The organism is Solirubrum puertoriconensis (assembly GCF_001483135.1).
Lineage (GTDB): Bacteria > Bacteroidota > Bacteroidia > Cytophagales > Hymenobacteraceae > Solirubrum > Solirubrum puertoriconensis.
Window position 1 is genome coordinate 876,132 of record NZ_LNAL01000008.1, and the last position, 25,928, is coordinate 902,059.

21 protein-coding genes are annotated in these 25,928 nt (G+C 60.4%); 14 read left to right on the forward strand and 7 right to left on the reverse strand.

What is annotated here, in order from left to right; all coding sequences use genetic code 11:
- The first annotated feature begins 107 nt into the window (after positions 1 to 107).
- The 3 genes from ASU33_RS18035 (at position 108) to amaB (ending at position 4,057) form a co-directional block, all read left to right on the forward strand.
- On the forward strand, positions 108 to 551 hold the full coding sequence (locus ASU33_RS18035) for an Hsp20/alpha crystallin family protein (RefSeq protein WP_059072214.1): 444 nt from the start codon (positions 108 to 110) through the stop codon (positions 549 to 551).
- Between the two features lie 201 nt (positions 552 to 752).
- Complete coding sequence (locus ASU33_RS18040; protein WP_059072215.1) at positions 753 to 2,255, forward strand: Do family serine endopeptidase; 1,503 nt, start codon at positions 753 to 755, stop codon at positions 2,253 to 2,255.
- Positions 2,256 to 2,458: 203 nt separating this feature from the next.
- Positions 2,459 to 4,057 carry an L-piperidine-6-carboxylate dehydrogenase gene (gene amaB, locus ASU33_RS18045; RefSeq protein ID WP_078063231.1) on the forward strand — a complete coding sequence of 533 codons (1,599 nt, stop codon included), beginning with the start codon at positions 2,459 to 2,461 and terminating at the stop codon, positions 4,055 to 4,057.
- Between the two features lie 108 nt (positions 4,058 to 4,165).
- Here amaB and ASU33_RS18050 read toward each other — a convergent pair whose 3' ends face one another.
- Complete coding sequence (locus ASU33_RS18050; protein WP_059072216.1) at positions 4,166 to 4,726, reverse strand: hypothetical protein; 561 nt, start codon at positions 4,724 to 4,726, stop codon at positions 4,166 to 4,168.
- 471 nt (positions 4,727 to 5,197) lie between these two features.
- Here ASU33_RS18050 and ASU33_RS18055 point away from each other — a divergent pair, with 471 nt between their 5' ends.
- The 4 genes from ASU33_RS18055 (at position 5,198) to ASU33_RS18070 (ending at position 8,517) form a co-directional block, all read left to right on the forward strand.
- Positions 5,198 to 5,764 (forward strand): RNA polymerase sigma factor, encoded by a 567-nt coding sequence (locus ASU33_RS18055; protein WP_059072217.1) that lies wholly within the window; start codon positions 5,198 to 5,200, stop codon positions 5,762 to 5,764.
- A gap of 92 nt (positions 5,765 to 5,856) precedes the next feature.
- The gene (locus ASU33_RS18060) at positions 5,857 to 6,606 is read left to right on the forward strand and encodes an anti-sigma factor (RefSeq protein ID WP_149867293.1); all 750 of its coding nucleotides are present in this window, start codon (positions 5,857 to 5,859) and stop codon (positions 6,604 to 6,606) included.
- A 17-nt stretch (positions 6,607 to 6,623) separates the two neighbouring features.
- Positions 6,624 to 7,868: a hypothetical protein gene (locus ASU33_RS18065; protein WP_149867294.1), complete on the forward strand. Its 1,245-nt coding sequence runs from the start codon at positions 6,624 to 6,626 to the stop codon at positions 7,866 to 7,868.
- Positions 7,869 to 7,989: 121 nt separating this feature from the next.
- Positions 7,990 to 8,517 (forward strand): PPC domain-containing DNA-binding protein, encoded by a 528-nt coding sequence (locus ASU33_RS18070; protein WP_078063232.1) that lies wholly within the window; start codon positions 7,990 to 7,992, stop codon positions 8,515 to 8,517.
- Here ASU33_RS18070 and ASU33_RS18075 read toward each other — a convergent pair.
- On the reverse strand, positions 8,514 to 9,158 hold the full coding sequence (locus ASU33_RS18075) for a hypothetical protein (RefSeq protein ID WP_059072220.1): 645 nt from the start codon (positions 9,156 to 9,158) through the stop codon (positions 8,514 to 8,516). The two genes, ASU33_RS18070 and ASU33_RS18075, sit on opposite strands and share 4 nt — an antisense overlap.
- Positions 9,159 to 9,310: 152 nt before the next feature.
- Between ASU33_RS18075 and ASU33_RS18080 the strand changes: the two genes are divergently transcribed.
- Complete coding sequence (locus ASU33_RS18080; protein ID WP_078063233.1) at positions 9,311 to 9,889, forward strand: DUF4442 domain-containing protein; 579 nt, start codon at positions 9,311 to 9,313, stop codon at positions 9,887 to 9,889.
- Positions 9,890 to 10,028: 139 nt separating this feature from the next.
- On the opposite strand, the gene ASU33_RS18085 is transcribed toward ASU33_RS18080, so the two are convergent.
- Positions 10,029 to 11,570 carry a diadenylate cyclase gene (locus ASU33_RS18085; protein WP_059072221.1) on the reverse strand — a complete coding sequence of 514 codons (1,542 nt, stop codon included), beginning with the start codon at positions 11,568 to 11,570 and terminating at the stop codon, positions 10,029 to 10,031.
- An 82-nt stretch (positions 11,571 to 11,652) separates the two neighbouring features.
- Positions 11,653 to 12,474, reverse strand: coding sequence for an energy transducer TonB (locus ASU33_RS18090; RefSeq protein WP_059072222.1), 822 nt, complete (start codon positions 12,472 to 12,474; stop codon positions 11,653 to 11,655).
- A 102-nt stretch (positions 12,475 to 12,576) separates the two neighbouring features.
- Between ASU33_RS18090 and ASU33_RS18095 the strand changes: the two genes are divergently transcribed.
- Together ASU33_RS18095 and ASU33_RS18100 are read left to right on the forward strand one after the other, a co-directional pair.
- Positions 12,577 to 13,017 (forward strand): RidA family protein, encoded by a 441-nt coding sequence (locus tag ASU33_RS18095; protein WP_059072223.1) that lies wholly within the window; start codon positions 12,577 to 12,579, stop codon positions 13,015 to 13,017.
- Positions 13,018 to 13,511: 494 nt separating this feature from the next.
- A complete protein-coding gene (locus ASU33_RS18100; protein ID WP_059072782.1) occupies positions 13,512 to 14,408 on the forward strand; it encodes a cyanophycinase in 897 nt (298 codons plus the stop codon).
- Positions 14,409 to 14,501: 93 nt separating this feature from the next.
- On the opposite strand, the gene ASU33_RS18105 is transcribed toward ASU33_RS18100, so the two are convergent.
- Both ASU33_RS18105 and ASU33_RS18110 read right to left on the reverse strand, forming a co-directional pair.
- Positions 14,502 to 14,801, reverse strand: a complete 300-nt coding sequence (locus ASU33_RS18105) for a KGG domain-containing protein (RefSeq protein WP_149867295.1) — start codon at positions 14,799 to 14,801, stop codon at positions 14,502 to 14,504.
- Positions 14,802 to 14,985: 184 nt separating this feature from the next.
- Positions 14,986 to 15,336, reverse strand: coding sequence for a hypothetical protein (locus ASU33_RS18110; protein ID WP_059072224.1), 351 nt, complete (start codon positions 15,334 to 15,336; stop codon positions 14,986 to 14,988).
- A 278-nt stretch (positions 15,337 to 15,614) separates the two neighbouring features.
- Here ASU33_RS18110 and ASU33_RS18115 point away from each other — a divergent pair, with 278 nt between their 5' ends.
- The gene (locus ASU33_RS18115) at positions 15,615 to 16,259 is read left to right on the forward strand and encodes a response regulator (RefSeq protein ID WP_059072225.1); all 645 of its coding nucleotides are present in this window, start codon (positions 15,615 to 15,617) and stop codon (positions 16,257 to 16,259) included.
- A gap of 111 nt (positions 16,260 to 16,370) precedes the next feature.
- On the opposite strand, the gene ASU33_RS18120 is transcribed toward ASU33_RS18115, so the two are convergent.
- Positions 16,371 to 17,387, reverse strand: coding sequence for a chemotaxis protein CheB (locus tag ASU33_RS18120; RefSeq protein ID WP_149867296.1), 1,017 nt, complete (start codon positions 17,385 to 17,387; stop codon positions 16,371 to 16,373).
- A gap of 210 nt (positions 17,388 to 17,597) precedes the next feature.
- Here ASU33_RS18120 and ASU33_RS18125 point away from each other — a divergent pair, with 210 nt between their 5' ends.
- From ASU33_RS18125 to ASU33_RS18135, 3 genes are all read left to right on the forward strand, one after another.
- Positions 17,598 to 20,684: a chemotaxis protein CheB gene (locus tag ASU33_RS18125; protein WP_059072227.1), complete on the forward strand. Its 3,087-nt coding sequence runs from the start codon at positions 17,598 to 17,600 to the stop codon at positions 20,682 to 20,684.
- 72 nt (positions 20,685 to 20,756) lie between these two features.
- Positions 20,757 to 24,272: a sensor histidine kinase gene (locus tag ASU33_RS18130; RefSeq protein WP_059072228.1), complete on the forward strand. Its 3,516-nt coding sequence runs from the start codon at positions 20,757 to 20,759 to the stop codon at positions 24,270 to 24,272.
- A gap of 78 nt (positions 24,273 to 24,350) precedes the next feature.
- A complete protein-coding gene (locus ASU33_RS18135; protein ID WP_059072229.1) occupies positions 24,351 to 25,898 on the forward strand; it encodes an FAD-dependent oxidoreductase in 1,548 nt (515 codons plus the stop codon).
- Positions 25,899 to 25,928 lie beyond the last annotated feature (30 nt).

Below are 25,928 nucleotides of genomic sequence, written 5' to 3' on the forward strand. Positions count from 1 at the left end.
GACATTTTGTCTGGTAGATGCGAGTGGTACGGAATTTACAATAGGAGAGACGTCCAGCACGATGCAGGACACCTTCCCACTCGAACTCAGACTACCTCCTTACAACCATGGCAACCATGTTTAATTCGCTTCCAGCGGTTCGCAATGCTCGCAGCTTCGACTCGATCGTGAACCAGCTACTGAACGATACGCTGCCGGGCTTCACCACTACCGGCACCAGCTTTATGCCGGCTGCCGATGTGCTCGAAACCGCCAACGGGTTTGAACTGCTGCTTACCCTGCCCGGCGTACCCAAAGACGCCCTGCAGATCGACGTACTCGAAGGCACGCTCACGGTAAGCGGCGAGCGTAAGGCTCCGGCTACCGAAGGCGAAAACGCCCCCAAAGTGCGCCGCATCGAGTCGAGCTACGGCACCTTCACCCGCAAGTTCCGCCTGCCCGACACTGTAAACGCCGAAGCTATTGAAGCCGAACTGACCGACGGCGTACTGCGCTTGGTGCTTCCCTTCGACACGGTTAAAACCACCAAGCGTCAGATTGAGGTGCGCTAATTGCTAGCCCGTCTGCAAAAAAGGCACCCTTTGGCGGTGCCTTTTTTGTTGGCTCAAGTGTTGTTAGTATAGCAATGCAGATGCAACCCTGTACGAAGGCTGCTGTATCTTACGTTAAAGCCTCAGGCAAGCTTTTGAAGTTCACGAAAGCTTTCGTACTTTAACTTCAGACTCTCAACTTACTCAATACCTATCTTACCCATGCAAGCCAAACAAATGATGCTCGGCCTCATGGCCTCCGCCGTACTAGGTGGGAGCGTGGCCGTGGGCGGGTACAAGCTGCTGGAACCGGACCGCTCAACGGAGCCCCAATCGGTAGCTTCTGACCCAAACGTGCGCTACACCAGCGCCCTGCGGAATTCAACTTATAACGTGCCCGAGGGCCTAAACTTTGTAGCGGCCGCTTCGGCCGTTACACCTGCCGTAGTACACGTAATGACCGAGTACGCCCCGAAGGTGGCCCAGAACGATGCCATTCGTATGGACCCGTTCCTGCGTCAGTTCTTCGGCGACGATTTTAACGGTTACCACTCGCCGCAACGTGGTCCGCAGGTAGGCTCGGGTTCGGGAGTAATCATTGCGGCCAACGGCTACATCGTTACCAACAACCACGTAATCGACAAAGCCGACAAGATTGAGGTAGTGCTCGACGACAAGCGCAAGTACAGCGCTACGCTCGTAGGTACCGACCCCACCACCGACTTGGCTCTGCTGAAAGTAAATGCCGACAACCTGCCCTACGTGCGTTACGGCAACTCCGACCAAGTGAAGGTAGGGGAGTGGGTGCTGGCTGTGGGCAACCCCTTCAACCTGAACTCAACCGTTACGGCGGGTATCATTTCGGCCAAAGGACGCAACATCAACATCCTGAGCCGCGAAGACCGCATGGGTATTGAGTCGTTCCTGCAAACCGACGCCGTGGTAAATCCCGGCAACTCGGGCGGTGCGCTCGTAAACCTGAACGGCGACCTGATCGGCATCAACTCGGCCATTGCTTCGCGCACGGGCTCGTTCGAGGGCTACTCGTTTGCCGTGCCTAGCTCCATCGTTAGCAAGGTGGTTGATGACCTGCTGAAGTATAAAGTGGTGCAGCGCGCTTTGCTGGGTGTGAACATCCGCGAGGTAGACGCCACCTTGGCTTCGGAGAAAAAGCTGAAGTCGCTCGACGGCGTGTATGTGGTGGGCCTGAGTAAGGGCAGCGCCGCTGCTGATGCCGGCCTACGCGAAGGCGACATCATCACCGAAATCAACGGTGTGAAGGTGAACACCTCGTCGCAGCTGCAAGAGCAGGTAGCCCGCTTCCGCCCTGGCGACAAGATCAAGGTTACCTACGTGCGCGGCGACGACCGCAAGACCACCAACGCTACCTTACGCAACTCGGCCGGTACTACCGACATCGTGCGCGAGGAAACCGCTGCTACCGTGGAGTATGAAGGCGCCAAGTTCTCGCCGCTAAGCCGGCAGGAAATGAGCCGCCTCGACCTTGAAGGCGGTGCTAAAATCAGCGGCGTGCGTGGCTCCAACTTCCGCGAAACCGGCATCGGCGACGGGTTCATCATCACCCGCATCGACAAGAACAAGGTGAGTAAGCCGCAGGATGTGAAGCGCTTCCTCGAAGCCGCTAAGGACAACCAAGGCGCGCTGGTGGAGGGCGTGTACCCCGACGGCCGCAAAGCTTACTACCCCATTGGGCAAGTAGATTAACTGCCTGCCTCGCATGCTAAAAGCCCCCGCCACCTAGGCGGGGGCTTTTTTGTTAGCTTTGTTTCGACACCAAAACCCGCATTATGCTTCGCCTGGCCGGGAGCTTGCCACCCGTTTGTTCCTAGGTGTGTGGCCTGCCACCCCGCAGGAGGAGCCACCACCAGCTGGCGCAGCACAACTGCCGAACCATCACAATCCCACCCATGAAACTCGCCATCGAAGAAGCCACCGCAACCGGCACCGACGTGCAAGACCACGACCACCACGGCATTCGTCAGGTGCTCCGCGAACTAGGTATTCAAGAAATCAACGCTGCCTACAGCACCGGCCTGCAATGGGGCGGCGAAGGCAACGAGCAAGTACGCAGCATTAGCTCGCCCACCGATGGTAAACTCATCGGCAAGGTGCGCATGGCCACTGCTCAGGACTACGAGCAGGTGGTGCTGCAAGCCCAGGAAGCGTTTAAAACCTGGCGCGAGGTACCGGCCCCGAAGCGCGGCGAAGTAGTGCGGCAAATCGGCAACAAGCTACGGCAGTACAAAGAGCCCCTAGGTAAGCTGGTGAGCTACGAGATGGGCAAGATTTTGCAGGAAGGCTTGGGCGAGGTGCAGGAGATGATTGACATCTGCGACTTTGCCGTGGGTCTCTCGCGCCAGCTGCACGGCCTCACCATGCACTCGGAGCGCCCCGCCCACCGCATGTACGAGCAGTATCACCCCCTAGGTGTTGTGGGCATCATTTCGGCCTTCAACTTCCCGGTAGCGGTGTGGAGCTGGAATGCCATGCTCGCGGCCGTGTGCGGCGACGTGTGCATCTGGAAACCTTCCGAAAAAACGCCGCTGGTAGCCGTGGCGGTGCAGCACATCCTGCACGAAGTGCTGCAGGAAAACGAACTGCCCGAAGGCATCTTCAACCTGATAGTAGGCGACGCTGAAATTGGCGCGCTGATGGCGGCCGACGAGCGTGTGCCACTGCTATCGGCTACGGGCTCTACCCGCATGGGCAAGAAAGTAGGAGCCGTAGTGGGTGCCCGCCTAGGCAAGGCGCTGCTCGAGCTAGGCGGCAACAACGCCATTATCCTCACCGCCAACGCCGACCTCGACATTGCCATCCGGGCGGTGCTGTTTGGCGCCGTGGGCACGGCCGGCCAGCGTTGCACCACCACGCGCCGCCTCATCATCCACGACTCGATTTACGACGATGTAAAGCAGCGCCTGCTGGCCGCTTACCCCAAGCTGCCCGTAGGCCACCCGCTGCAAGAGGGCAACCTCGTGGGTCCGCTGATCGACCAGGACGCCGTGCGTGGCTTTACGGAGGCCCTAAGTCGGGTGCAGCAGGAGGGCGGCAAGCTGCTCACGGGCGGCGAGGTACTCAGCGGTGCTGGCTACGAAACCGGCACCTACGTGCAGCCCGCGCTGGTAGAAGCCGAAAACCACTACCACACGGTGCAGGAAGAAACCTTTGCGCCCATTCTGTACCTCATCCGCTACTCCGGCGACGTGCAGAACGCCATCGAGCTACAAAACGGCGTACGCCAGGGCTTGTCGTCTTCGATCTTCTCGCTGAACATGCGCGAAACCGAGGCTTTCCTGGCAGCCACCGGCTCCGACTGCGGTATCGCCAACGTGAACATCGGCACCTCGGGTGCCGAAATCGGCGGGGCATTCGGGGGCGAAAAGGAAACCGGCGGCGGCCGCGAATCGGGTTCCGATGCTTGGAAAATTTACATGCGTCGCCAAACCAACACCATCAACTACAGCACGCAGCTGCCGTTGGCGCAGGGTATCAAGTTCGATATCTAAGCTGCCCGCAACGCGCCGCCACCGCTAAAAAACAAAGGGCTGCCCCGTATTGGGGCAGCCTTTGTTTTTTAGCGGTGGCGCACCTAGGATACTGGGCTTTGCGGCCATTTATTTGGCCAGCTCCACATCGCCGTGGCCTTTGCAGAGGTAGCCCAGTGCGCCGGAGTGCTCCTCGTTGTACATCACGTAGTACAGGCGGTAGGTTTTCCCTTTGTCGAGCTTGGGCGCGTCAAGCACCAGTGCGAAATCGAGCAGCAGGCCGGCGGCACCCGACACGGAGTTTTCGGAGCGCAGCGTGCCGGTTTGCATCACGCGGTAGCGCTTATCCACGAGCACGTAGCGGATGCGCGGCCGCACGGGGCCATTAGGCTGAAAATCGGCAGCGAAGTTGGCGAACTTGGGAGCCGGGTTGGGGTAGAGTACAAACCGCGCGTTGCTGAGCCGCGGACTGTTGGGGCCATCAATGGCGAAAGACAAATCTTTGAACAGCTCCCGCTCCTGCTTATCCCAACTCAGGTCGGTGGTCCACTCGCTGCTGTCGGTGCGGCCCGTGGTGCGGCCTTGGGCGTCGGTGCGCGTAATGCCGCCGTCGTCGCCAAAATCCAGTTTTTCGCAGCCAGCCAACGGCAAGGCCAGCAAGAGCAGGTATCCGAAAAAGCGAGTGCGCATACGCCGGTGCGGTTACAGGTGAAACAAGCCGCCGGCCTAGTCGGCGGCAAACACAGCCGCAACTTACCCCGAGTTTGGCAACGTGCAAACACCCCCTAGGGCCAGCGTACAGGCTCCGTGTGGCGGGCACGCAGGAAAAGCTATTAACAACTGATCTTACATGTCGCCGTGGCCTTTGAGGTGCAGTTGGTTCTTGGCGTCGGACACCACTTAGTACAAGCGGTAAAGCTTTCCTAGCTAATGGGTTCATAAAATCAGATCTACAAAACGCTGCTTGCTGATGCGGTGAGCTCCGCAGAACAAATATGGTCGGCGGTACCTAGGGAACTTTCAAGCTCCGTGCAACCTCAAGTTAGGTGCAGGGTCTTTGGAGTGCTGATGATCAGGAGAGTGGAAAATATCCCGACGATGTCCGACCTTTATCATCCACCTTCCGCCATTAGCGAACCTCCGCAACCAACTGCTGCGCCTATGGAAGCTGTTGCCTACGTTGATATTAATGCTCCCCTTGTGGAGCGCTGCCGCCTCGGCGACCGGCGCGCCCAAGCCGAGATTTACAAGCGCTACGCCAAAGCCATGTTCAACGCCTCGTTGCGCATAACCGGCGATTATGCCGAGGCCGAAGACGTGCTGCAAGAGTCGTTTTTGAGCGCGTTTCGCGAGCTACACACCTACAAGGGCGACTCGTCGTTCGGCTCGTGGCTGAAGCGCATTGTTATCAACAAAAGCATCAACTGTTTGCGCAACCGCCGCCTGCAGTTGGTGCCCCTAGCCGAGCAGCACGATGGTGTAGGTTCGGAGGAGGCCGTAACTCCGGGCGAGGTAGACGACGTACAGTGGCGGGCCGATGTGCTGCGCCGCTGCATACAGGAGCTGCCCGATGGCTACCGCCTCGTGCTGACGCTGTACCTGCTCGAAGGCTACGACCACGGCGAAATCGCCACCATTCTGGACATTACCGAGTCTACTTCCAAGTCGCAATACAGCCGCGCCCGTAAAAAGCTTTTGGAGCTGGCGCGCGAACACGGCTTGTCTTAATTGTTTCACTGAACAGCGGCCAGTAGGGCGCCCACCCAACCTCAACAGCGCCCCCGGCCGCGGGGAGCCACGTGCGAAAGACCATGACTGTCATGAAACCTAACTCCGGACTAGAAGGCTTTGTGGAGCGGCACCGCGCCGACTTCGACAACTTCGAGCCGCGTGCCGACTTGTGGGACGCCATCGAAGCACGCCTGGATGAGCCGGCCGACGAGGACGAAACGCCCACCCACGTTTTGCCCCTCAACCCGACTGTTTCACCCACCCACCTCGATACTCCTGCCGCTACTACGCCCTCGTTTGCGTGGCAGCGCTACGTAGCCGCCGCGGCGGTTGCCATTACGCTGCTGGCCGGCGGCTACGGCCTGCGCCGTGCCGATGAGCTGAGCTCGTCGTCGGCCACGCTTGCCAGTGCTGCCGATGTACTGCCCGCCATGGAGCAACAGCCCAGTGCTGTGGCCGAGGTAGTAGGAGCCCCCGAGCCCATGGCTGTATCGGCTGGCCAACCGGCCGAGCAACGCCTGGCTTCGTCGGTGCGCCGCATGGAGGCTTACTACGCTTCGCAGATTCTGGAAAAGCAACACGAGTTGCGCCAGCTCGACGAAAGCGCTGCGCCAGGCACCATGCCCCAGGCCGCCGACTGGATACACGAGCTGACGGCACTGGACTCGACCTACCGGCAACTGCGCACCGAGCTGTACCGCAACCCCGACCCGGATGCGGTGCTCGAGGCCATGAACCGCAACCTGCAAATCCGGCTGGATATCCTGAACCAGCAACTCCGTACCCGCGAGCAAATTCGCCAGTACCACGACGAGTCATACGCCGAGGTATCCAAATAATCCCGCTTACCCACGCCATGCGTTCTTTGCTCCGACCTTCTTCGCGCTGGGCGCTGCCGTTGCTGGCTGCCCTGGCCGCCTTTGCCGCCCCGGCGGCAGCTCAGGTGCGGGCGTCGGCACTGGTAGGCGGCTTTGTGCAGCCTTGCCCCGAGGTCCGCTATTGGGATCAGCCCACGCCCGACGCGTTTTTTCAGCAGGTACAACAAAACGGCGCTCAGCCCGATCCGGCCGCGGCTCCACTGCCCGCCTTCGAGAAGAGCCGCAAAATCAGCCGCACGTTTAAAGCTGTTCCGGGCCGTCAGTTTACGCTCGATACCCGTTACGGCCGCGTGCAGGTGAATACCTGGAGCCGTAACGAGATCAAGACGGAGGTTGACATCATTGCCCGCGCCGAGGAAGAAGCCAAAGCGCAGCAACTGCTCGATATGATTCAGGTGCTGATGCAGGAGCAGCCCGGCCCCGAAGGCGGGGTGGTGGTACAAACCCGCTTAGGCGAAATGCCGCGCGAGTGCTACAGCCGCCAGCGTCTCTACGAAATCAACTACACGGTTTGGATGCCGAAGAACACGCCTTTGAAAGTGCGCAACAGCTTCGGCGACGTAAGCCTGACCGGCGACCTTACCGGCCCTGCCGACCTAAGCGTATGCTACGGCAGTCTGCGCACGGCCCGGCTCGATGGGCCACGTAATAGTGTCCGCATCAACAACGGCGCCGCCGCGGTGCAATATGCGCGCCAAGCTACCCTCGAGGCCAACCACTCTCGCCTGCGCCTTGAAGAAGGCCAAGTGGTGGATTTGCGCAACAACGGTTCCGACATCGACATTGGAACCGTGGAAAGCTTGGCAGTGCACAGCAAGTACGGCGACGTGAACCTAGGCACCGTGCGCTCGTTGCAGGGCACCACCGGCTACTCGCGCTTCAGTGTGTATAAGGTTTCTGAGCAGCTCGACATGAAGGTGCAATACTGCCCTGCTTTTGAGGTGCGCACCACCGGCCCCAACTTCCGCCGCATCAACGTAGATGGCGGTTACAGCACCATCTTGTTGAACTTCCCCGACAACGCCGGCTTCGTGTTCGATGTAAATTCCGAAAACGGCAAGGTGCAGATGGACAAGCGCTTCGTGAAAGTAAGAACCGAGGAGAATAGCTCGTCGCTAACGGAGGTGCAAGGCCAGTACGGCGTGGTGCAAGCCCGCCCAACCCGCCCCGCGAGCAGCGTCAACATCAAAACCCGCTACAGCAACGTTAGCTTCAACCGCTAGGCCATGGCCCTAGGTGGGCTACGTAGCAACCGAACCAAGAGCCGGCACCCGCCGGCTCTTGGTTTTTTTAGCTCTTGCTATTTGCGCCGCGGCGCATGAGCTTAGGCAGTAGCTTTGCTGCATGCGCTTATTCCTGCCGTTGCTTTGCCTGATGCTAGCTTTCGTAGCCGGGCACGCCCAAACCACTGCTGCCATGCAAAGCCCAACCGTTACCAAGTCGAGCATGCATACGCTAACGCTGCGCCTGCGGCCGGGCCAAGACCTCAGGCAGCAGCTCACGGCTTTGGTAAAGGCCGAAGGGATTAAGGCCGGAGCGATGCTGACGTGCGTGGGGAGCCTTACGCAGGTAACCTTGCGCTTGGCCAACCAAGAAGTCCCAACGGAGTACCGCGGGCACTTCGAGATTGTGTCGTTGGTAGGTACGTTGGCCGAAAGCGGCAGCCATTTGCACCTATCGGTGGCCGACTCCACGGGGCGCACCAGTGGTGGCCACCTGCTCGACGGTAACCTTGTCTACACCACCGCCGAGATTGTGGTAGGAGTGCTCGACGACGTAGAGTTCCGGCGCGAAGAAGACCCAATTTTCGGCTATAAGGAGCTCACCGTACGGCCTAGGGCACACCGCAAAGCTGGTAAGCGCAAGCCTTAGTTGAGCGTGTAGCGCTCCAGTTCCAGCTTACGGTCGAGCATGTTCGAGTCGCGCTGGTAAATGTCGGTGCGCACCATCCCGATGTTGGGCTCTACGTACTCGTCGCGCTTGATAACCTGGGGCGTGGGGTTACCGGGGTATTCGTACTGGTATTCCATGCCGAACCGGCGCGCCTGGTACGTGGTGCCGTTGCAGGCTACCGGTTGCAGTGCTTCGGCGCGCGTGGTAAACACCCACAGCTTAAAAGTGGGGTATTGGTAACCAACGCCTGCGCGAATGTTGTTGTACTGAGCGCCAGGGTAGATAATTACACTACCGTTATCAGCTTTGTTGAAGTACACGTAACCGTTGGCGTGGTTTTGCACGATGGATCGGTCGCTGAGGATAAACCACTGGCTTTTGTTAATGGTGGTGTCTTTCACAACCGAGCGCACGTAGCGGGCCTCGCGGTACACGTCGCCGTTGCCGTCGTAATACGATACTTTGTACACCCATTCGTTGCCTACAGCTAGGGGCATGATTTGCTCTACGGGCGCAGGGTCGCGGTCTTTGTTGCAGGCCAGGGTACCTAGGGAAAGCAGCGCAAAAGCGGGTAAACGAAGCGAAGTAGGCGAGAATAGAGAACGTGCGGATGGTAGCATTTGCAAGCTGAATGAAGTAAGTAGAAGTGAATAGTGCCTCAAGGATACCCACTGCCGAGCTTTGGTTGCAAGTGGCTGCTGCTACTTAGGCCGCGAGTTTTTACCTAGGCTATGCAAATGCCGCTTACCTTGGGTTATCATCCGTTACGCTCATGAGCTCATCCGTACCTGCCGCTCCGGCGCCGCTCACCGATACCCCCCAATTGGCTGCATTTCGGCGTCGGCTGCTCAGCCCTGTTAAGCAGCGCCTGTTCATGCTCTCGCAGCTACCAGCGGCGGGTATTGCGGGCGTACGCGTCGAGCGCATCAGCCTTGAGGCAGCTGCCGTTTCGGTGCCGTTTACCTACTTCACCAAGAATCCTTTTCGCAGCATTTACTTCGCGTGCCAAAGCATGGCGGCCGAAATGGCCTCGGGTGTATTAGCCATGATGCACGCTACCAGCGGCACACCGGTATCGATGTTGGTGGTAGGCATGGAGGCGGAATTCCACAAAAAAGCTACCTCGCGCATTGTGTTCGAGTCGGTTGATGGGGCCGCAATTGCGCAAGCCGTGGCCGAGAGCCGCCAAACCGGCGAAGGGCGCACCGTGAGAACTGCGAGCACCGGCCGCGATGCAGCCGGAGATGTGGTGGCGGTGTTCTACATCACTTGGTCGTTTAGAGCTAAAAGGCGCTCATTTCGGGAAATAAAGCAGTTCGCTGTCAACTATTTTGGCTCATTTTCAGCCTAAGTACAACTAAGTTTATTGTGAGTATAAAATAGTATTCAATCCATCTAATGTTGTTGATGAGCTTGAGCAGAAATAACCATAAAAAAAGCCCCTTGCTGCTGCAGCAAGGGGCTTTTTTGTAAATATTAGAGAAACTAAATCAATGCCGTTCGGGCAGGTTATCTTTGGTGAGTATATCCACCAGACCATCTTCGCTTACCACAATGGCCATGCACGGATACGGACTGCTTTCCACGTAGCGAAGAGCTGAGTTGTAGCGGGCACCGCGCGTACTGGAGCCCCGGCCCGAAGCTTTGCCATCCAGAATAACGCCGATGGAGTAGCAATACGCCTCGGGGTCGATGAGCACAGCGCCATCAATGGCCGTTATCAGCCGCGTGATAAGTGGCGTGAGCGGTACGGGTTCGATTAGGGTGCATTGCAGCTTCAAGCGGTCAGCTTCGGCTAGGGCTTCGGTGGTAATTACCACCAAGGTACCCGATTGCTGCCGGCTGGCCTCTACGAGTACATCCCACAGGCGCTCTACTTTGGCTGGATCAGTAAGGCCAAACGTTTGGCGCAAGCCCTGCCGAAACTCGGAACGGCTAAGGCGGGTTTGCGGCAAGCTTGGCTGCCCGTACGACGAGCGCATGATAACCTGGCCGCCGTGCCGGAACTCCCACACGTAGTGGTGCAGAAAGCTGATGACGAACAAATCCTCGCGGCTGCTGTCGTAGTTGCCCACGTGCCTACCTAGGGCATACACGTTTTCGCCATCGGAGAGCAGGCTTACGTCGTTGCTCGTCATCTGCAGCAGCTTGCGCACGGCCCGATAGTCGGAGAGCGGCGTGGGGCAGGTAAGGGCGAAAATCTCCTGCACGTTGGGGTGGCCGCGGCGCGCGAGCAGCACCTGGCCCACACCTGCCGTGCCCTCGTAACGCAACGACGACACCGTGTTCAGGGTGTTGAACAGCTTGGCGGCGGCGGGGTCCATACCCAGGGCCTGGGCAGGCGTATCCATCAGCAGCTTACCGGCCGAGCGCACTACTTCGTCGGTATCGCGCGGGCGCAACAGCAGGCCGGCGCCGGGGTCGGGCTCGGTGAGCGACTTGATGCACTCTTCGTGGAAGCGCCGAACGGCCGCCTCAATCAGCGACGAGGCCAACGGGCGACCATCGGTGTAAAAGCGGTTGGGCTGCAACGCCGGGTGCGCCTTCAAAAACTTGCGGCGCACGCGCAGAATCGTAACGACGAAGAACTCCCCAATCAGCACGGGCCAGCCCGCAAACGAGCGCAGCGCCGAGTTTTTCTTTTCGAGCTCATCCAGCACCTCCTGCACGGCCAGGCGCAGCCCCATTCCCTCGAAGCGCCGCGTCATCATCTCGGTGGTGTAGCCTTCTGCCAGTGGCATGCTGGCCTCCTTGGCGCGGCGCAAAAACTGGCCGCGGGTCATCACCTCGCTGAACGCCTCGGCAGGCAAGCCGCATTGCTCGGGCTCGAGGCACACGGCCGGGCCGCCATCGTTCGGGATGCCCAACAGCATTACTTCGGGCTGCAAGTCCTGGTCGAGGTCGTCGAAGATACCATCGGCCATTACCTGCGCCGCCTGCTGAAAGCGGTGCTGATAGGGCCAGATGCTATATTCTAAAGCAGCAGGCACAATAATAGCCTGCGGCGAAACCACAGTGAGCGGACTAAACATGAGCGCGAGAGAAGGGGAGGGGTAAAGCTATAGTACCCGCCAAGCTAGGAATTGTTTGGTGGCCTACCGATGAGGCTAGGAGTTACAGCTGAAACACAATGGGCAGCACCATCCTTTGCCGAATGGGTTGGCCTTTGTACTTGGCCGGCTCCCATTTGGGCGCCGTTTTGATAAGCCGAATGGCTTCTTCGTCGCAGCCCGAACCTAGGCGCTTCACGGGCTTGATATTGCTGAGCGTGCCGTCTTTCTCCACGGTAAACTCCATGGTTACCCGGCCCTCCACCTTGCGCTGACGGGCTTGCGCGGGATACTTCAGGTTTTGCTGCACCCACTCGAAAAAGGCATCGGTGCCGTTCACGGGGCGCGCGGGCTCGTCGGGCGTAATAGTTTCGAAGCCGCCGTTTGGGGCCGCCGCGCTGGTGGCTGGTGTGGCCTGCGGTTGAGCGGGGGCGCCGGCAGCTTGGGCCGTAGCGCCGGCGCCGGCCGGAATCTGAAACGTGATGGGCACCGTTACGCGCTGCCGCACCACGCCGCCGCGGTGCTGGGCGGGTTTCCACCTAGGGCCGGCCTTAATTAGGCGCAGGGCTTCGGCATCGCACTCGGGCGAAAGGCTTTTGGTAACCTGCCACCCCGAGGTGTAGCCGGTTTTCTCCACCACAAACGTTACCTCGGCGGTGCCCTGTACGCCCGCCTGCAGCGCCGCCGTGGGGTAAGTAAGCTTATCGCCGAGGTAGCGACCGTAGGCCTCCACGCCACCTAGGGGCTCGGCGGGTTTTTCTACCGCGTCGTAAATGTCGGTGGGCGAGGCTTTGGGGTACTTTAGCTTTTGCTGAGCCAAGGCCGATGTTGCCGGGGCGGCACCTAGGCAAGCGAGCAGCAAAGCAAGGCGGAGCGTTTGAATCATAGCGGGGAGGATAAGGAATAGGCTGGGCTGTTGGGCTGAACAACGGTACCAGCCCCCCAGTGGGTTCAGGTGAAGCTAGGAAAAAGCCATTATTTTGGGGCCATGAGCCTGCCCGCAACCGATCCTTCCGCCCACAATTCGTCGCGCGCCCCCGAGCCGGTGGGGCTGTACCCACACGCCCGCCGCGTGGGCAATTTGCTATTCTTGTCGGGGGTGGGGCCGCGGCAGCGCGGGCAAAAGCACGTGCCCGGCGTGGAGCTTGACGAAGACGGCAACATCCTGCGCTACGATTTCGAGAGCCAGTGCCACGCCGTGTTCCAGAACGTGCGCTACATCGTGGAAGAAGCCGGTGCTAGCTGGGAAGACATCGTGGACGTAACCGTGTTCCTGACGAACATGCGCGACGATTTTCATACCTATAACCGGCTCTACGCGCAGTACTTTGGCACCAGCCAGCCCTGCCGCACCACCGTCGAGATAAACCGCCTGCCCACGCCCATTGCCATCGAGCTGAAGTGCATTGCCTGGGTAGGCGAGCGGTAGCCGCACCTAGGACGCAAAAACAACAAAACAGGGCCGCCGGAGCGCATCCGGGGCCCTGTTGCGCATTAACTGCTGGGTACAGCAAATGCAGTGCGACGGTAAAACCAGCCGAAGCAAATGCTCAACCGGCATATAGCCGCGTACCCGTAGCAAGTACCATATACCCCGTCGCGTGCTGAACGCTGGGCCGCAAGCTCACCTAATTAAACGAACAGAGTGGTGCAGGGCGTGCTGTGATTTATACGGGAATTTTGCCGGGTAAAACACGTAATATTTCTATTGCAAAGGCCTGTTGTACTACTTGCCAGCGGGGTGCGGCAAGCTCAAAAGGCCTTTCGCTGTGCTACTTGAAGCCCCAACGCCCTAGGTGCCGGCGGGGTAATTCCGGGCAGGGAGGCATCTGGGTTAAGTGAAAGCGCGGCGTTTGGTAAACCTTTGCCTGTGGCTTGGGCGTAAGAAATAACGCTCCACCAACGCTATGGAACAACGAAAACATGCCAACCAGCAAAAAAAAGCCAACTAATCACAACTCGGGCGCCAGCTGCCCAGCGCCCAAGGGTATTCTGATAGCCATTGGCGGGCACGAGCAAAAGGGCGGTAACGGCAGCGAAAAAGCAACTGCCGCTGAGCACGAAGATTTTGTTTCCGACAGCATTTTGCAGCGCTTTGTGGATGAGTTGCGCGGCGACGGCCCGGTGGTTGTTATTCCAACGGCTTCGGAAGAGCCCGAGGCAGCGGGGCAGGATTACGTGAAGGTGTTTACCGACCTAGGCGTGAAACGCGTGGAGGTGCTCGATATCCGCTCGCGCGACGAAGTGGACACCGAAGAAAACATGCGCCTGATAGCCGAGGCGGCGGGCGTGATGTTCACCGGCGGCGACCAGCTTCGCCTAACGGCCATTTACGGCGGTACCGAGCTGCTCATCCGCATCAAGGAGCGCTACACCAAAAGCCACTTTGTAATTGCAGGCACCAGCGCCGGCGCAGCTGCCATGTCCACGCCCATGCTCTACCAGGGCCGCAACGACGCCGGCTACCTCAAAGACGAGATACACGTGACCACGGGCCTGCAGTTTCTGCACGATGTGGCCATCGACACGCACTTTGTGGCGCGCGGGCGTATTGTGCGTATGGCCCAGGTTATTGCCACCAACCCCTGCTGTGTGGGCCTGGGCCTTGAAGAGGACACCGCCGTGGTAGTAACCGACGGTACCGAGCTGGAGGTAATCGGCAACGGCATTATCGTGGTAGTTGATGGCCGCCAGTGCAACGGCAACACCATTCACCTGGTAAAGCCGGGCGAGGTGTTTTCGGTGCGCGACCTGCACGTGCACCTGCTGGCCCGCGGCGAGCGGTACACCCTGCCCATTGATGCGCACATGTACCGCTAAAGACTGCCACACCACCTAAGGCACATAAAAAGCGGCCCCCGGAAACATCCGGGGGCCGCTTGGCATTCACAGCTCAGATAAGGCTAGCGGTAGTTACTGTTGCTTGTTGCGATTGGAGCCGCTTGCCTGCCCGCCTTTACGACCAGCCGCTCGCGCCTCCTCAGAGGTCCATTCGTGCCCACGCCCGCTGGCGTGCGATGCTTTGCCCCCTTCGGAGGCAATGCGCCGTTGTTGTTCGGGGTCCATGGAGGCAAAACCACGATTGCTGCTGCCCGACTTCTGGGTGCTGCTTTGGGTGCTGCTCTGCGTGCTGCGGGCTTCGCCGCCCATCTTACCAGCTTTCGAGTGCTGCTCCGACGAGCCGCCGCGCATGTTTTGGTTGTTCGTTGCCATAGCTTGGGCAGTTTTGAGGGTTGGGTAATAGGTCAGGAAAATCTAGAGTCCTTAAACGGCGTCTATCCGCTTAAGGCCGAGTCTAGATGGGATTAAAATTTTGTTGACTGGGATTTTACCGGTTTTTACGCAGTTTGCATCCGTAAAAACCCCGATGAGCTTGGCCGCAAGAGGCTCTAATGGCCTAAGCAGCAGGTTGGAGCTCGGGCACGCGCAGCACGGGTACGTGCCGGTCGATGTCGAAAAGAGCGTGCAGCTTAAGCAGCTGCAGCAGGCGGTGCAGGTGGCGGCTTACGTTGCGCAGGCGCACGGGCACGCCGGCCCGCCGAATGTGCAACAGCCCCGTTACGAAATGGCCTACGCCATGCGTGCGCAGGCAGCGCAGGCTTTGGCAATCGACCTCAATGCAAAGCGGAATGCTGGGAATGTCGCGGTCCTGGGCCAGCGAACGAGCCAGCTGAACCGGATCAACCGTGTTTAAATCAACCGAAAGAATGCGGACGTGGGGTAAGCGCTGAGAGGGGAAACCAAGCATACTTTGGTGAGCTAGGGTGATACATGAGCGGCGGAGAAGAAAAAGAGACCGACACGCACCCCGGCGGAAGAAAGGGCGCTAGTTCAAGAGTAAGATCAAAATTATCTGGTTTACGTGCAAGGGGACTACGTGTAAATAACCATTTTACTTGTCGCGTTTGCCGCAGCGCGGTCCGTAGTACTGCTGAATCTGCACCGCAAGGCAGCATTTTTCTGGCGGTTGGCGTTAATGTTGTGTCGCATCTGCCCCAGCCCAAAGTTTATCTTTCCTTGCCTGCCATGACACGTCTTATTCTTGCCGACGACCATGCCGTTATCCGCGACGGCATCAAAGCCTTACTAGCCGACGTGCCCGATTTTGAGGTAGTGGGGCTGGTAAGCAACGGGCAGGAACTGCTCGACCGCTTGGCCGACACACCCGCCGATATAGTGCTCATGGACTTGAACATGCCCGTATTGAGCGGCTTCGATACACTGCCCCTGCTGCGCGAGCGTTTTCCGGAGGTGCGGGTGCTCGTGCTGTCGATGCTCGACCACGAAAAGTACGTGCACCAAGTGTTGGAGGCCGGGGCTATGGGCTATGTACTCAAAAACGCCGGCAAAGATGAGATTGTGTACGCCATTCGTACCGCAGCAGCCGGGCGGCAGTTTTTGTGCACCGAGTTGGGCATAGGTTTGTTGCACAAGCTGGTGCAAAACCCCAGCAGCACCCCAGCCGGCAAAAAAGCCACCGACCTTTCGAACCGCGAAACCGAGGTGCTGCGCCTGATTGCCGAGGGCATGACCAACGCCGAAATTGCCGACAAGCTGTTTACCAGCAAGCGCACCATCGAAACGCACCGGCAAAACATCATCGAGAAAACCAACGCCAAAAACACGGCGGCCCTCATCAAATACGCCATGGAAAACGGCCTGCTTGCCTAACGCGCAGCGGCCCTAGGTGCCAAGCCCCGACAACCTACGCTGGCCTGTGCGGCCAAGCCAGGTTGCCGGGGCTTGCGGCGTTGGTAGGCCCTAGGTCGCCTAGGTTGTTACCTACGACGATACCTGCATGTCGCCGTGCTCGGCGGGGCGGCCGGCGGCGCCGTTCAGCAAAAACTGCCGCAACCGGTTGATGTGCACCTTTAGCTCCTCAATCCGCTCCTCCTGTTGTTTAGAGCTGAAGCCTTCGTTGCGGCGCGACATGCTGGCCAGCAGGTTTTTGCGCTCCTCGAGCATGCGTACGGCTACCCACATGCTTTCCTCGAGGCTTTCTTGGGTTACGCGCATCAGGCTATCGGCCGTAAACGCGTGGCCGGTGTGGCAGCGGTAGCGCAGCACCTCGCCGTGCTGCATTTCCCACAGGCTGCCGCCGCAATCGGGGCAGGTAAGCGGTACCTGGCGCCCTAGCTTTTCTACATCATCGGTGCTTCCTACCACGCGTTCGGCAATTTGAGCTTCCAGTAAAATATCGGGCGGTATGGCCACTTGCTGCGGGGCGGGGGCCTGCGTAAGCTGTTGCAACAGCGGCCCCATGCTGCTTAGGGGCACCACGTGGTCGATTTGCACATTGCTGAGGGCGCTTTCGGGCATGCTCGAAAACTCGGCCTCTTGGGGATCTTGCACCACGGTAATGCCGCCGGCGCGCTTAATAAACTCGAGCCCGGCCGTGCCATCGTGCAGCATGCCCGTGAGTACCACCCCAATGGTGCGCGCCCCGTACACCGCCGCCGCCGAGCGAAACAGCGCATCCACGGCGGGCCGGTAGTGGTTTTCGCGCGGCCCTTTGGTGATGAACACGTGCCCATCCTTCACGAGCATGTGCCTATCGGCGGGGGCTAAGTACAGGTGCCCGGCGTGCAGGTGCTGCCCATGCGCCCCTAGGTGGCACACCAGCTCGGTTTGCTTGGCCAGCCGATCGACGAGGATTTGACCTAGGGAATCGGGGGCTAGGTGCTGCACCACCAGCACGGCCGCTTCGAGGCTGGCGGGGAGTTGCGCTACCAAACGGCCGAGGGCTGGCATGCCGCCGGCAGAAGTTCCGATTACAATAAGGCGCGGGGGTTGATGCACAGGCTAATGAGCTAAACCAGCCCGGCACGGTGGCAACTGGGCTAGTAGGTGTCAGGAAAGAAGACGGGGTGCAGCAACGATTTGTATACGCAAGCCTGCGTAAAAGGACAATGGCACGCCACCCAAAAACGGGTACATTTGGCCGCCGCTTCCTCTTCTGTTTTCTCATTGCTGGTGCCCATGCGGCCACTGGCTTAGGCAGCCGCACGCATGCAACCCGATTCTTCTGGCGGTAACACCCCGCAGGCGCCTGCGCAAGGCACCAACCCACCCGAAGCGCCTTCGGCCGAACCCATAGCCGAGGAAATGGCCCCGGTGGTATCGGACGACGACGATGCCGACGACGCCGGACCCGACTCGGCGGAGGCAGCGCCTGCCGCCGGCGTACGGGCGCCCGCCGAAGCGGCCGAGCGTTTTCCGGTGGTAGCCCTAGGTGGCTCGGCCGGCTCTATGGAGGCGCTGGAAGAATTTTTCCGGCACTTGCCAGCCACTACCGGCGCCGCCTACGTGGTGGTTGTGCACCTAGCCCCCGATGCCGAAAGCCACCTGCCCAGCATTTTGCAGCAGCAAACCCCCATGCCCGTGCTGGAGGTAGAGGACGGCATGCGCATTCGGCCGAACCACGTGTTCGTGATACCGCCCGCCCACGACATGTGCCTCACGCACGGCGTGTTTGGGCTGCTCGAGCCCACGCAGCCGCGCGGCCACCGCTTGCCCATCGACCATTTTTTGCAGAGCCTGGCCAAAGATGTGCGCGCCCGCGCCGTGTGCATCATCCTCTCGGGCATGGGCTCCGATGGCACCATTGGCCTGAAAATGGTGATGGAAAACTTCGGGACGGTGATGGTGCAGTCGCCCGAAACCACCGCCTACGACGCCATGCCGCGCTCGGCCATTGCCACCGAGTTTGTGGATTACGTGCTGCCGCCCGCGCAGCTGGCCAACCAAGTGGTGGAGTACCTGCAGCAGCCGCTGGTGCGGCGCCCCCGCCGCGACGAGCCCGTGCCCACGGCCGCCCAGCCCAGCCACGCCCTGCAGAAGATCTTCCTGCTGATTCGCTCGCGCACCGGCCACGATTTTTCGCTGTACAAGCGCAATACCATTTTTCGGCGCATCGAGCGGCGCATGAACGCGCACCAAATCAGCGAGTTTACGCAGTACGTGCGCTACCTGCAGGACACCCCCCACGAGGTGGATTTGCTGTTCAAGGAGCTGCTCATTGGCGTTACCAAGTTCTTCCGCGACCACGAAGCCTTTGCCGCCCTGCGCCGGCACCTAGGGCCCCTGCTGCGCAGCAAAGCCCCCGATAGCACCGTGCGGGTGTGGGCCCCGGGCTGCTCTACCGGCGAAGAGGCCTACTCCTTGGCCATGGTGTTGCAGGAGTGCCTCGATGAGCTGCCCGAAAAGTACCTCAAGCTGCAGGTATTCGCCACCGACATCAACCCCGAGGCCGTGGAGTATGCCCGGGTAGGGGTGTACCCCGAAAACATTGTGGCCGATGTGAGCGAGGGGCAACTGCGGCGCTTCTTTCAGAAGCTCGACGGCAGCTACCAAGTACGCAAAGACCTGCGCGACACGGTGATTTTTGCCGTGCACGACATCAACAAGGATGCGCCCTTCATCAAGCTCGACTTGCTCTGCTGCCGCAACCTGCTCATTTACTTATCGGCCGAGCTGCAGAAAAACCTGCTGCCGGTGTTTCACTACGCCCTCAACACCGGGGGGCTGTTGTTTTTAGGTCCTTCGGAAAACCTCACGGGCTTTCAGGATTTGTTTACGCCCTTGGAGGTGAAGTGGAAGGTTTCGCGCCGCAACGATGTGCCGTATTCCATGGCGCGCATCGTCAACTTTCCGTTCTCGCTTTCGCGCCAAGCGGCGGCCTCTATCAGCACTACCACCATGAATGCTCCTGCCCGGAAGGAAGGTCCGTTTGCCACGCTTGTCCAAAAAGCGCTGCTGCGCACATTTGCGCCGCCCGCCGTGGTTATCAATACCAAGGGCGAAATCCTGTTCGTGAACGGGCGCACCGGCAAGTACCTCGAGCCGGCGCCCGGCCTGGGTGCCATGAACGTGTTCGACATGGCCCGCGAAGAGCTGGGCTTTGAGATTAGCAGCGCCGTGCACCGGGCCAGCACCCAGCGCGAAGACGTGGTGGTGGAAAACGTGCGCCTGAAAACCGACAACGGTTACCAGCTGCTGCGCCTCGCCGTGAAGTACCTCGACCAACCCGAGCCGCTGGCCGGGCTGATGCTGGTGGTGTTCGAGGAGGTGGCCCCGCCCCGCAAGCTGCGCCGCCGCCCCGCCCACCCCGACGACCTAGGCGCCGATACCATGGTGCAGGCCCTCGAGAAAGAGCTGCAATACACCAAGCAGCGCCTGCAAACCACCATCGAGGAAATGGAGTCGTCGTTGGAGGAGCTGAAGAGCACCAACGAGGAGCTGCAAAGCACCAACGAAGAGGCCATGACGAACAAGGAAGAAATGCAGAGCCTCAACGAGGAGCTGATGACCCTGAACGTGCAGTACCTCAACAAAACGGAGGAGCTGTCGCAGGCGGCCAACGACATGAAAAACTTGCTCGATGCCACGGAAATTGCCACCATTTTCCTGAACCACGACCTGGTCATCACCCGCTTCACGCCTTCGGTAAGCCGCATTATTCCGCTGCTGCCCACCGATGTGGGCCGCCCCATTACGCACTTTGCCCACAACCTACGCCGCGAAACCCTCGCCCAGGACGTGCAGCAGGTGCTCGATCGGCTTACCCCGCTCGATACCTCCATCCAAACCCACGGCGGCGAGTGGTTTGCCATGCGCATTATGCCCTACCGCACGCTCGATAACTACATCAGCGGAGCGGTAATCACCTTCACCGACATTACCCTGATTAAGCGCATGGAGCAGCGCATGCAAACCAGCGCTGCCTTTGCCGAAAGCATCGTGGAAACTCTGCGCGACCCGCTGCTGGTGCTCGACGACGAGCTGCACGTGCTGATGGTGAGCCGGCGCTTCGGCGAGGCGTTTCAGGTGGAAAACCACCTCTGCCGCGGCCGCCGCCTCGATGAGCTGCACCAAGGCGCCTGGCGCATGCCGGGCCTGCAAACTGCCCTAGAGCAACTGCTGCGCACCGGCGAAGGCTTCGACGACTTGCCGCTGGAGGGGCACTTTGCCGGCCTAGGGCCCGTGCGCATGCTGCTTTACGGCCGGCGCATTACCAGCAAAGGCGCCGATACCGGCCAGTTGCTGCTGGGTATTAGCGAGCTGCACCTAGGCGCCAGCCACACCAGCCAGGTTTAATTTGGTATATTATAGTAGCATGGCACGAGGCCGCACTCCGTCCATGGTTTCTTCGATTACTACGCCCATCCGATGGAGCCGAATCACGAACACCAGGCCGAAATGCAGCGGCGCCACCAAGAGCTGCGCGCCCGCGCCGAAAAACGGCGCAGCATAACCTCGGCCATCGTAAGCGAGCATACCCCCAGCGAAACCAGGCGGCTGGTGCAAGAGCTGCAAACGCACCAGATAGAGCTGGAAATGCAGTACGAAGAGCTGCTGCTGGCGCAGGAAGAATCGGAACGCATGCGCCAGCAGTACACCGATTTGTACGACTTTGCCCCGGTAGGCTACTGCACGCTCAGTGCGCGCGGCACCATACAGCAGCTAAACCTTCGTGCCAGTACCCTGCTGGGCTACGAGCGCGCAACCCTCAGGGGGCACGCCTTTCCGCTGTGCGTAAGCCCGGCCGAGCGGCCCAAGTTCTACGAGTTTCTGCAGCGCATGCTGCATCAGGAGGCCACCCAGCACACCGAGCTGCAAGTGCAGCGGCCCGATGGCCGCACCCTGTACGTGCGCATCGAGGGGAGCCGCTTGCTCAGCGAAGACCAGGAGCCGCTGTTCCGGCTGGCTTTGTTTGATGACACCAAGCGGCACAACGCCATTCAACAAGTATCGGCCAGCGAGGCCCGCTTTCGTAAGCTCTTCGAGAAGTCGCGCGATGCCGTGTGCCTGGTAAAAGGCAGCACCTACATCGACTGCAACGAGGCCGCCGTACGCCTGCTAGGTGCCGAGCACAAAAACCAGATTGTGGGGCAGCCCATTGGCCTGCTTACGCCCGAGTACCAGCCCAACGGCCAGCGCTCCGCCGAGCTGCAACAAAACATACTAACCCAGTTGCAGTGGCAGGGCTCGTACCGCGGTGCGTGGTTGCGCCACCGCTTTTCGGGCGAGCCGATTTGGCTGGAGGTAGTCCTGACGCGCATCGAGCTCGACGGCGAGCCGCTCATCCACGTGGTGTGGCGCGACGAAACCCAGCGCAAAAAAGCCGAGCAAGCCCTGGCCGCCAGCGAAGCGCGCTTCCGTACCTTGTTCGAGCGCAGCAACGACGGCATGCTGCTGCTGCAAAGCGGCCGCTACATCGATTGCAACGAGGCCGCTTTGCGCCTTATTGGCGCCACCAGCCGCGAGCAAATAGTAGGGCAGGTGGCTTCGGCTTTCACGCCCGAGGTGCAGCCCAACGGCCGCCGCACAGCCGAGTGGTTTGCCGAAAACGTGGCGCGCGCCATGCAAGAGGGCTCGTTGCGCTGCGAGGCCCAAATGTTTAAGCCCACCGACGAGGAAATTTGGATTGAGGCGGTGCTTACGCCCGTGCGCATTCCGGAGCATGAGCCCATCATTCACGTGGTGTGGCGCGATGTAACGCAGCGCCGCCGCAACGAGCAGCGCCTGCAAGAGGGCGAGCAGCGCCTGAAAACGGCCGTGCGGGCCGCCAACATGGGCATTGGCACCTGGGATTTTGCCACCGAGCGCTTTCATCTGGATGAGCGCGGCTGCCAGATGTTTGGCTTGCCGCTGCCCAGCGCCGACCTCACGCTGGCCGAGCTGATGCAGCCCGTGCACCCCGACGACGTGGAGCGGGCCACCGCCGAACTGCTCAAAGCGGCCGAGATCGGTAGCCTGGATGTGCAAGTGCGCGTGGTGCACCCCAGCGGCGAGGTACGTTACGTGGTAGCCACGGGCCAGGTAATCCGTAACCTGCACGGCACCCCCGAGCGCATGAGCGGCGTGCTGCGCGATATTACCGAGCGCTACCTGGCCAACCTGCGCCTGCGCGAAAGCGAGGAGCGCCTGCAATTGGCCCTCAAAGCCTCGCATGCTGGCCTCTGCCACCTCGAGCTGGCCACGGGCGTGCTGCACCTCGATGAGCAGGCCAACCGCATTTACGGCCGCCCCGCCGATGCCGGCCCCACCACTTGGGAGGACCTAAGCCAGCGCGTGCACCCCGACGACCTGGCCCGCGTGAACGCCGCCAAGCAGCGCAGCACCGAAACCCAGGAGCCCTTTAGCGAGGAGCACCGCGTGGTGTGGCCCGATGGTACCCTGCGCTACGTTGAAACCACCGGCAACGTGCAGCTCGATGGGCAAGGCCGCCAAGTGCGCCTGATTGGCTTGCTGCGCGACGTAACCACCCGCCGCGAAACGCAGCAGCAGCTCAATTTCAAGAACCGCCTGCTCGAGCACATTTTGCACAACATGCCCGTGGTGCTCACGCGCATCGCCGCCGATGGCGAGTTGCTCGAGGTGGCGGGAGCGGGGCTGCGCCGCCTAGGTGTGGCCGACAACGTCCTGAACGGGCGCAACGTGTACGAGGCCTATCCCATGCTTACCAACTCGATAAACAAGCTGCTAAGTGGCAACGAGGTGCGCTTTTTGGGCATGCCGCCGCGCCGCGAAGGCCAGGAGCAGATTTACTTTCAGAACTACGGCTTCTTCGATCGGGAGCAAAACGCCGGGGTGCTCTTCGCCATCGACGTAACGGATACCCAGCAGGCCAACGTGCAACTGAAGGCCGAGCGCGACTTTGTGAAAAGCCTGCTCGACCACAGCGGCGACGCCATCATGGTGTTCGACCGCAACTTCTACATCACCGAGTGGAACCAGCGCGCCGCCGAGCTGACCCAGATACCGGCCGAAGACGTGCTGGGCAAGCGCATTTTCAGCGACATCCCGGCGTTTGATCGGCTGGAGTTCCGGCGCATTGCCGAGCGCGTGCTGGCTGGCACCACCGTAACGGAGTACAACATTCCGTTTAAGCGGCGCCACGGCGCCTACGATGCCACCTTTGTGCCGCTTGCCGATGCCGAAGACCGCGTAGCCAACGTGCTGGGCGTGGTGCGCGATGTAACCGAGCGCAACCGCCTGATGGAGGAAGCTACCCGGCTGCGCCTCCAGCGCGAAAAGGAGGTGTTGAGCGCCATTATGCACACCCAGGAAGATGAGCGCAAGCGCATTGCCGAGGCCCTGCACAACGGCGTGGGCCAGCTGCTCTACGCCAGCAAGCTCCACCTCGACTCGACGCCCGTCGACGAAACCCACCGCACCGCCGCCATTGGCCTGCTCAACGAGGCCATTAAGGCCACGCGCACCATTTCGTTTGAGCTTACGCCCAACGTGCTCGAGGATTTCGGCCTGAAATCGGCCCTCGAAGAGCTGTGCAAGCGCATACCCAAGCACAACCTGCACGTGCACCTAAGCGTGGGCGAGCTGCCGCCGGCCATACCGCGCCTCGTGGAAACCGCGGCCTACCGCATTGCGCAGGAGTTGCTCAACAACGTCATCAAGCACGCCCACGCCCGCGAGGCATTTGTATACGTGGAGCTGCAAGGCAACAAGCTGCACCTGAGCGTGGAAGACGACGGCTGCGGCTTTGATGTGGAAAAAGCGCGCGAGAAGCGCGGGGGTATTGGGCTTTCGGGCATTCGCAACCGGGTGGGGCTGCTCGGCGGCGAGCTTACCATTCGCTCGCGGCAGGGCCTGGGTACTACCATCACGGTAGAGCTGCCCCTAGGTGAGGAAGTGAAGAAACGCAAAAACAGCAAGCCGTAAGCTCGGCACCACGAACCCAGCAGTGCGGCCAGGCGTAAGCGAATAACATCCGTTATACGCTAACACCTGAGCCGCCCTATGCTGAAACCCGACCAAACCTCCGGCGCCAACACCACCTCGTGGCTTGCCACGGCCAACCGCCCAACGTTTGAACCGCTGAAGCGCAACCAAACCGCCGATGTGGTGGTGGTAGGGGCCGGCATAGCGGGCCTCACCAGCGCCTACCTGCTGGCCCGCGAAGGCAAAACTGTGGTGGTGCTCGACGACGGCGAAATTGCCTCGGGCGAAACCGGCCGCACCACGGCCCATCTTTCCAACGCCCTCGACGACCGGTACTCCAACCTCGAGAGCTTGTTTGGCGAGGAAGGCGCCCGCCTAGCCGCCGACAGCCACGGCTCGGCCATCGACCGCATCGAGAGCATTGTGCGCGAGGAGAAAATCGATTGCGACTTTTCGCGCCTCGATGGCTACCTGTTTTTGCCGGCCAAAGGCACCGTAAAGGAGCTCGACGATGAGCTGGAAGCTGCCCACCGCGCCGGTCTAACGGGCGTAACCCGCCTGAAAGATGCCCGCGTGAAAGGTTTTAAAACCGGCGAGTGCCTGCGCTTTCCCAACCAAGGGCAATTTCATATTGTGCAGTATATCAACGGGCTGGCCAAGGCCATAACCCAGCGCGGCAGCCGCATTTTCACGCATACCCGCGTGCTGGAGGTGCACGGCGGCGACGATGCCCGCGTGGTAACGGCCGATGGCCAGGAAGTGCGCGCCAAGCACATCGTGGTGGCCACCAACACGCCCTTCAACGACCGCGTGGTGATGCACACCAAGCAGGCACCGTACCGCACCTACGTGGTTACGTTCCGGGTGCCCAAGGGCAGCATCACCAAGGCGTTGTACTGGGATACCGCCGACCCGTACCACTACATCCGCCTGCAAGAGCTAACCGACTCCGACACGCACGAGCTGCTGGTGGTGGGCGGCGAAGACCACAAAACCGGCCAGGAGAGCAACTACGAAGAGCGTTTCCGATGCCTGGAGGAATGGACGCGCGAAAACTACCCCAGCGTGCAGGAGGTGGAGTTTCGCTGGTCGGGGCAAGTGATGGAGCCCGTGGATAGTTTGGGCTACGCCGGCCGCAACCCCGTCGACAACGACAACGTGTTCATCATCACCGGCGACTCGGGCCACGGCATGACGCACAGCACCCTAGGTGCCATGATTGTGACAGACCTGATTCAGGAGCGCGAAAACCCCTGGGCCAAGCTCTACGACCCCGGCCGCGTAACGCTGAAGCCGAGCTCGATAAAGGAGTTCGTGATGGAAAACGTGAACGTAGCGGCCGAGTACACCGATTTGCTTACCGGCGGCGACGTATCGAAGGAAGAAGAAATACAGCCCGGCTCGGGCGCCGTGATTGGCCGCGGCCCGCTAAAAGTAGCCGTGTACCGCGACGAAAAAGGCAAAACCCACGAGTGCTCGGCCATTTGCCCGCACTTGCACTGCGTGGTGCACTGGAACAGCACCGAGAAAAGCTGGGACTGCCCCTGCCACGGTTCGCGCTTCGACCCCTACGGCGTGCTGCTCAACGGCCCCGCCGCCACCGATTTGCCGAAAGTGGAAGGGTAGGAGTCCCGCCGCTTCGCTTTGCCAGCGCCA

Excerpts from the sequence above, each read along its gene's own strand:
- ASU33_RS18035 (WP_059072214.1), top strand. The coding sequence starts at position 108 with ATGGCAACCATGTTTAATTCGCTTCCAGCGGTTCGCAATGCTCGCAGC.
- ASU33_RS18040 (WP_059072215.1), top strand. The coding sequence starts at position 753 with ATGCAAGCCAAACAAATGATGCTCGGCCTCATGGCCTCCGCCGTACTA.
- amaB (WP_078063231.1), top strand. The coding sequence starts at position 2,459 with ATGAAACTCGCCATCGAAGAAGCCACCGCAACCGGCACCGACGTGCAA.
- ASU33_RS18050 (WP_059072216.1), bottom strand. The coding sequence starts at position 4,726 with ATGCGCACTCGCTTTTTCGGATACCTGCTCTTGCTGGCCTTGCCGTTG.
- ASU33_RS18055 (WP_059072217.1), top strand. The coding sequence starts at position 5,198 with ATGGAAGCTGTTGCCTACGTTGATATTAATGCTCCCCTTGTGGAGCGC.
- ASU33_RS18060 (WP_149867293.1), top strand. The coding sequence starts at position 5,857 with ATGAAACCTAACTCCGGACTAGAAGGCTTTGTGGAGCGGCACCGCGCC.
- ASU33_RS18065 (WP_149867294.1), top strand. The coding sequence starts at position 6,624 with ATGCGTTCTTTGCTCCGACCTTCTTCGCGCTGGGCGCTGCCGTTGCTG.
- ASU33_RS18070 (WP_078063232.1), top strand. The coding sequence starts at position 7,990 with ATGCGCTTATTCCTGCCGTTGCTTTGCCTGATGCTAGCTTTCGTAGCC.
- ASU33_RS18075 (WP_059072220.1), bottom strand. The coding sequence starts at position 9,158 with ATGCTACCATCCGCACGTTCTCTATTCTCGCCTACTTCGCTTCGTTTA.
- ASU33_RS18080 (WP_078063233.1), top strand. The coding sequence starts at position 9,311 with ATGAGCTCATCCGTACCTGCCGCTCCGGCGCCGCTCACCGATACCCCC.
- ASU33_RS18085 (WP_059072221.1), bottom strand. The coding sequence starts at position 11,570 with ATGTTTAGTCCGCTCACTGTGGTTTCGCCGCAGGCTATTATTGTGCCT.
- ASU33_RS18090 (WP_059072222.1), bottom strand. The coding sequence starts at position 12,474 with ATGATTCAAACGCTCCGCCTTGCTTTGCTGCTCGCTTGCCTAGGTGCC.
- ASU33_RS18095 (WP_059072223.1), top strand. The coding sequence starts at position 12,577 with ATGAGCCTGCCCGCAACCGATCCTTCCGCCCACAATTCGTCGCGCGCC.
- ASU33_RS18100 (WP_059072782.1), top strand. The coding sequence starts at position 13,512 with ATGCCAACCAGCAAAAAAAAGCCAACTAATCACAACTCGGGCGCCAGC.
- ASU33_RS18105 (WP_149867295.1), bottom strand. The coding sequence starts at position 14,801 with ATGGCAACGAACAACCAAAACATGCGCGGCGGCTCGTCGGAGCAGCAC.
- ASU33_RS18110 (WP_059072224.1), bottom strand. The coding sequence starts at position 15,336 with ATGCTTGGTTTCCCCTCTCAGCGCTTACCCCACGTCCGCATTCTTTCG.
- ASU33_RS18115 (WP_059072225.1), top strand. The coding sequence starts at position 15,615 with ATGACACGTCTTATTCTTGCCGACGACCATGCCGTTATCCGCGACGGC.
- ASU33_RS18125 (WP_059072227.1), top strand. The coding sequence starts at position 17,598 with ATGCAACCCGATTCTTCTGGCGGTAACACCCCGCAGGCGCCTGCGCAA.
- ASU33_RS18130 (WP_059072228.1), top strand. The coding sequence starts at position 20,757 with ATGGAGCCGAATCACGAACACCAGGCCGAAATGCAGCGGCGCCACCAA.
- ASU33_RS18135 (WP_059072229.1), top strand. The coding sequence starts at position 24,351 with ATGCTGAAACCCGACCAAACCTCCGGCGCCAACACCACCTCGTGGCTT.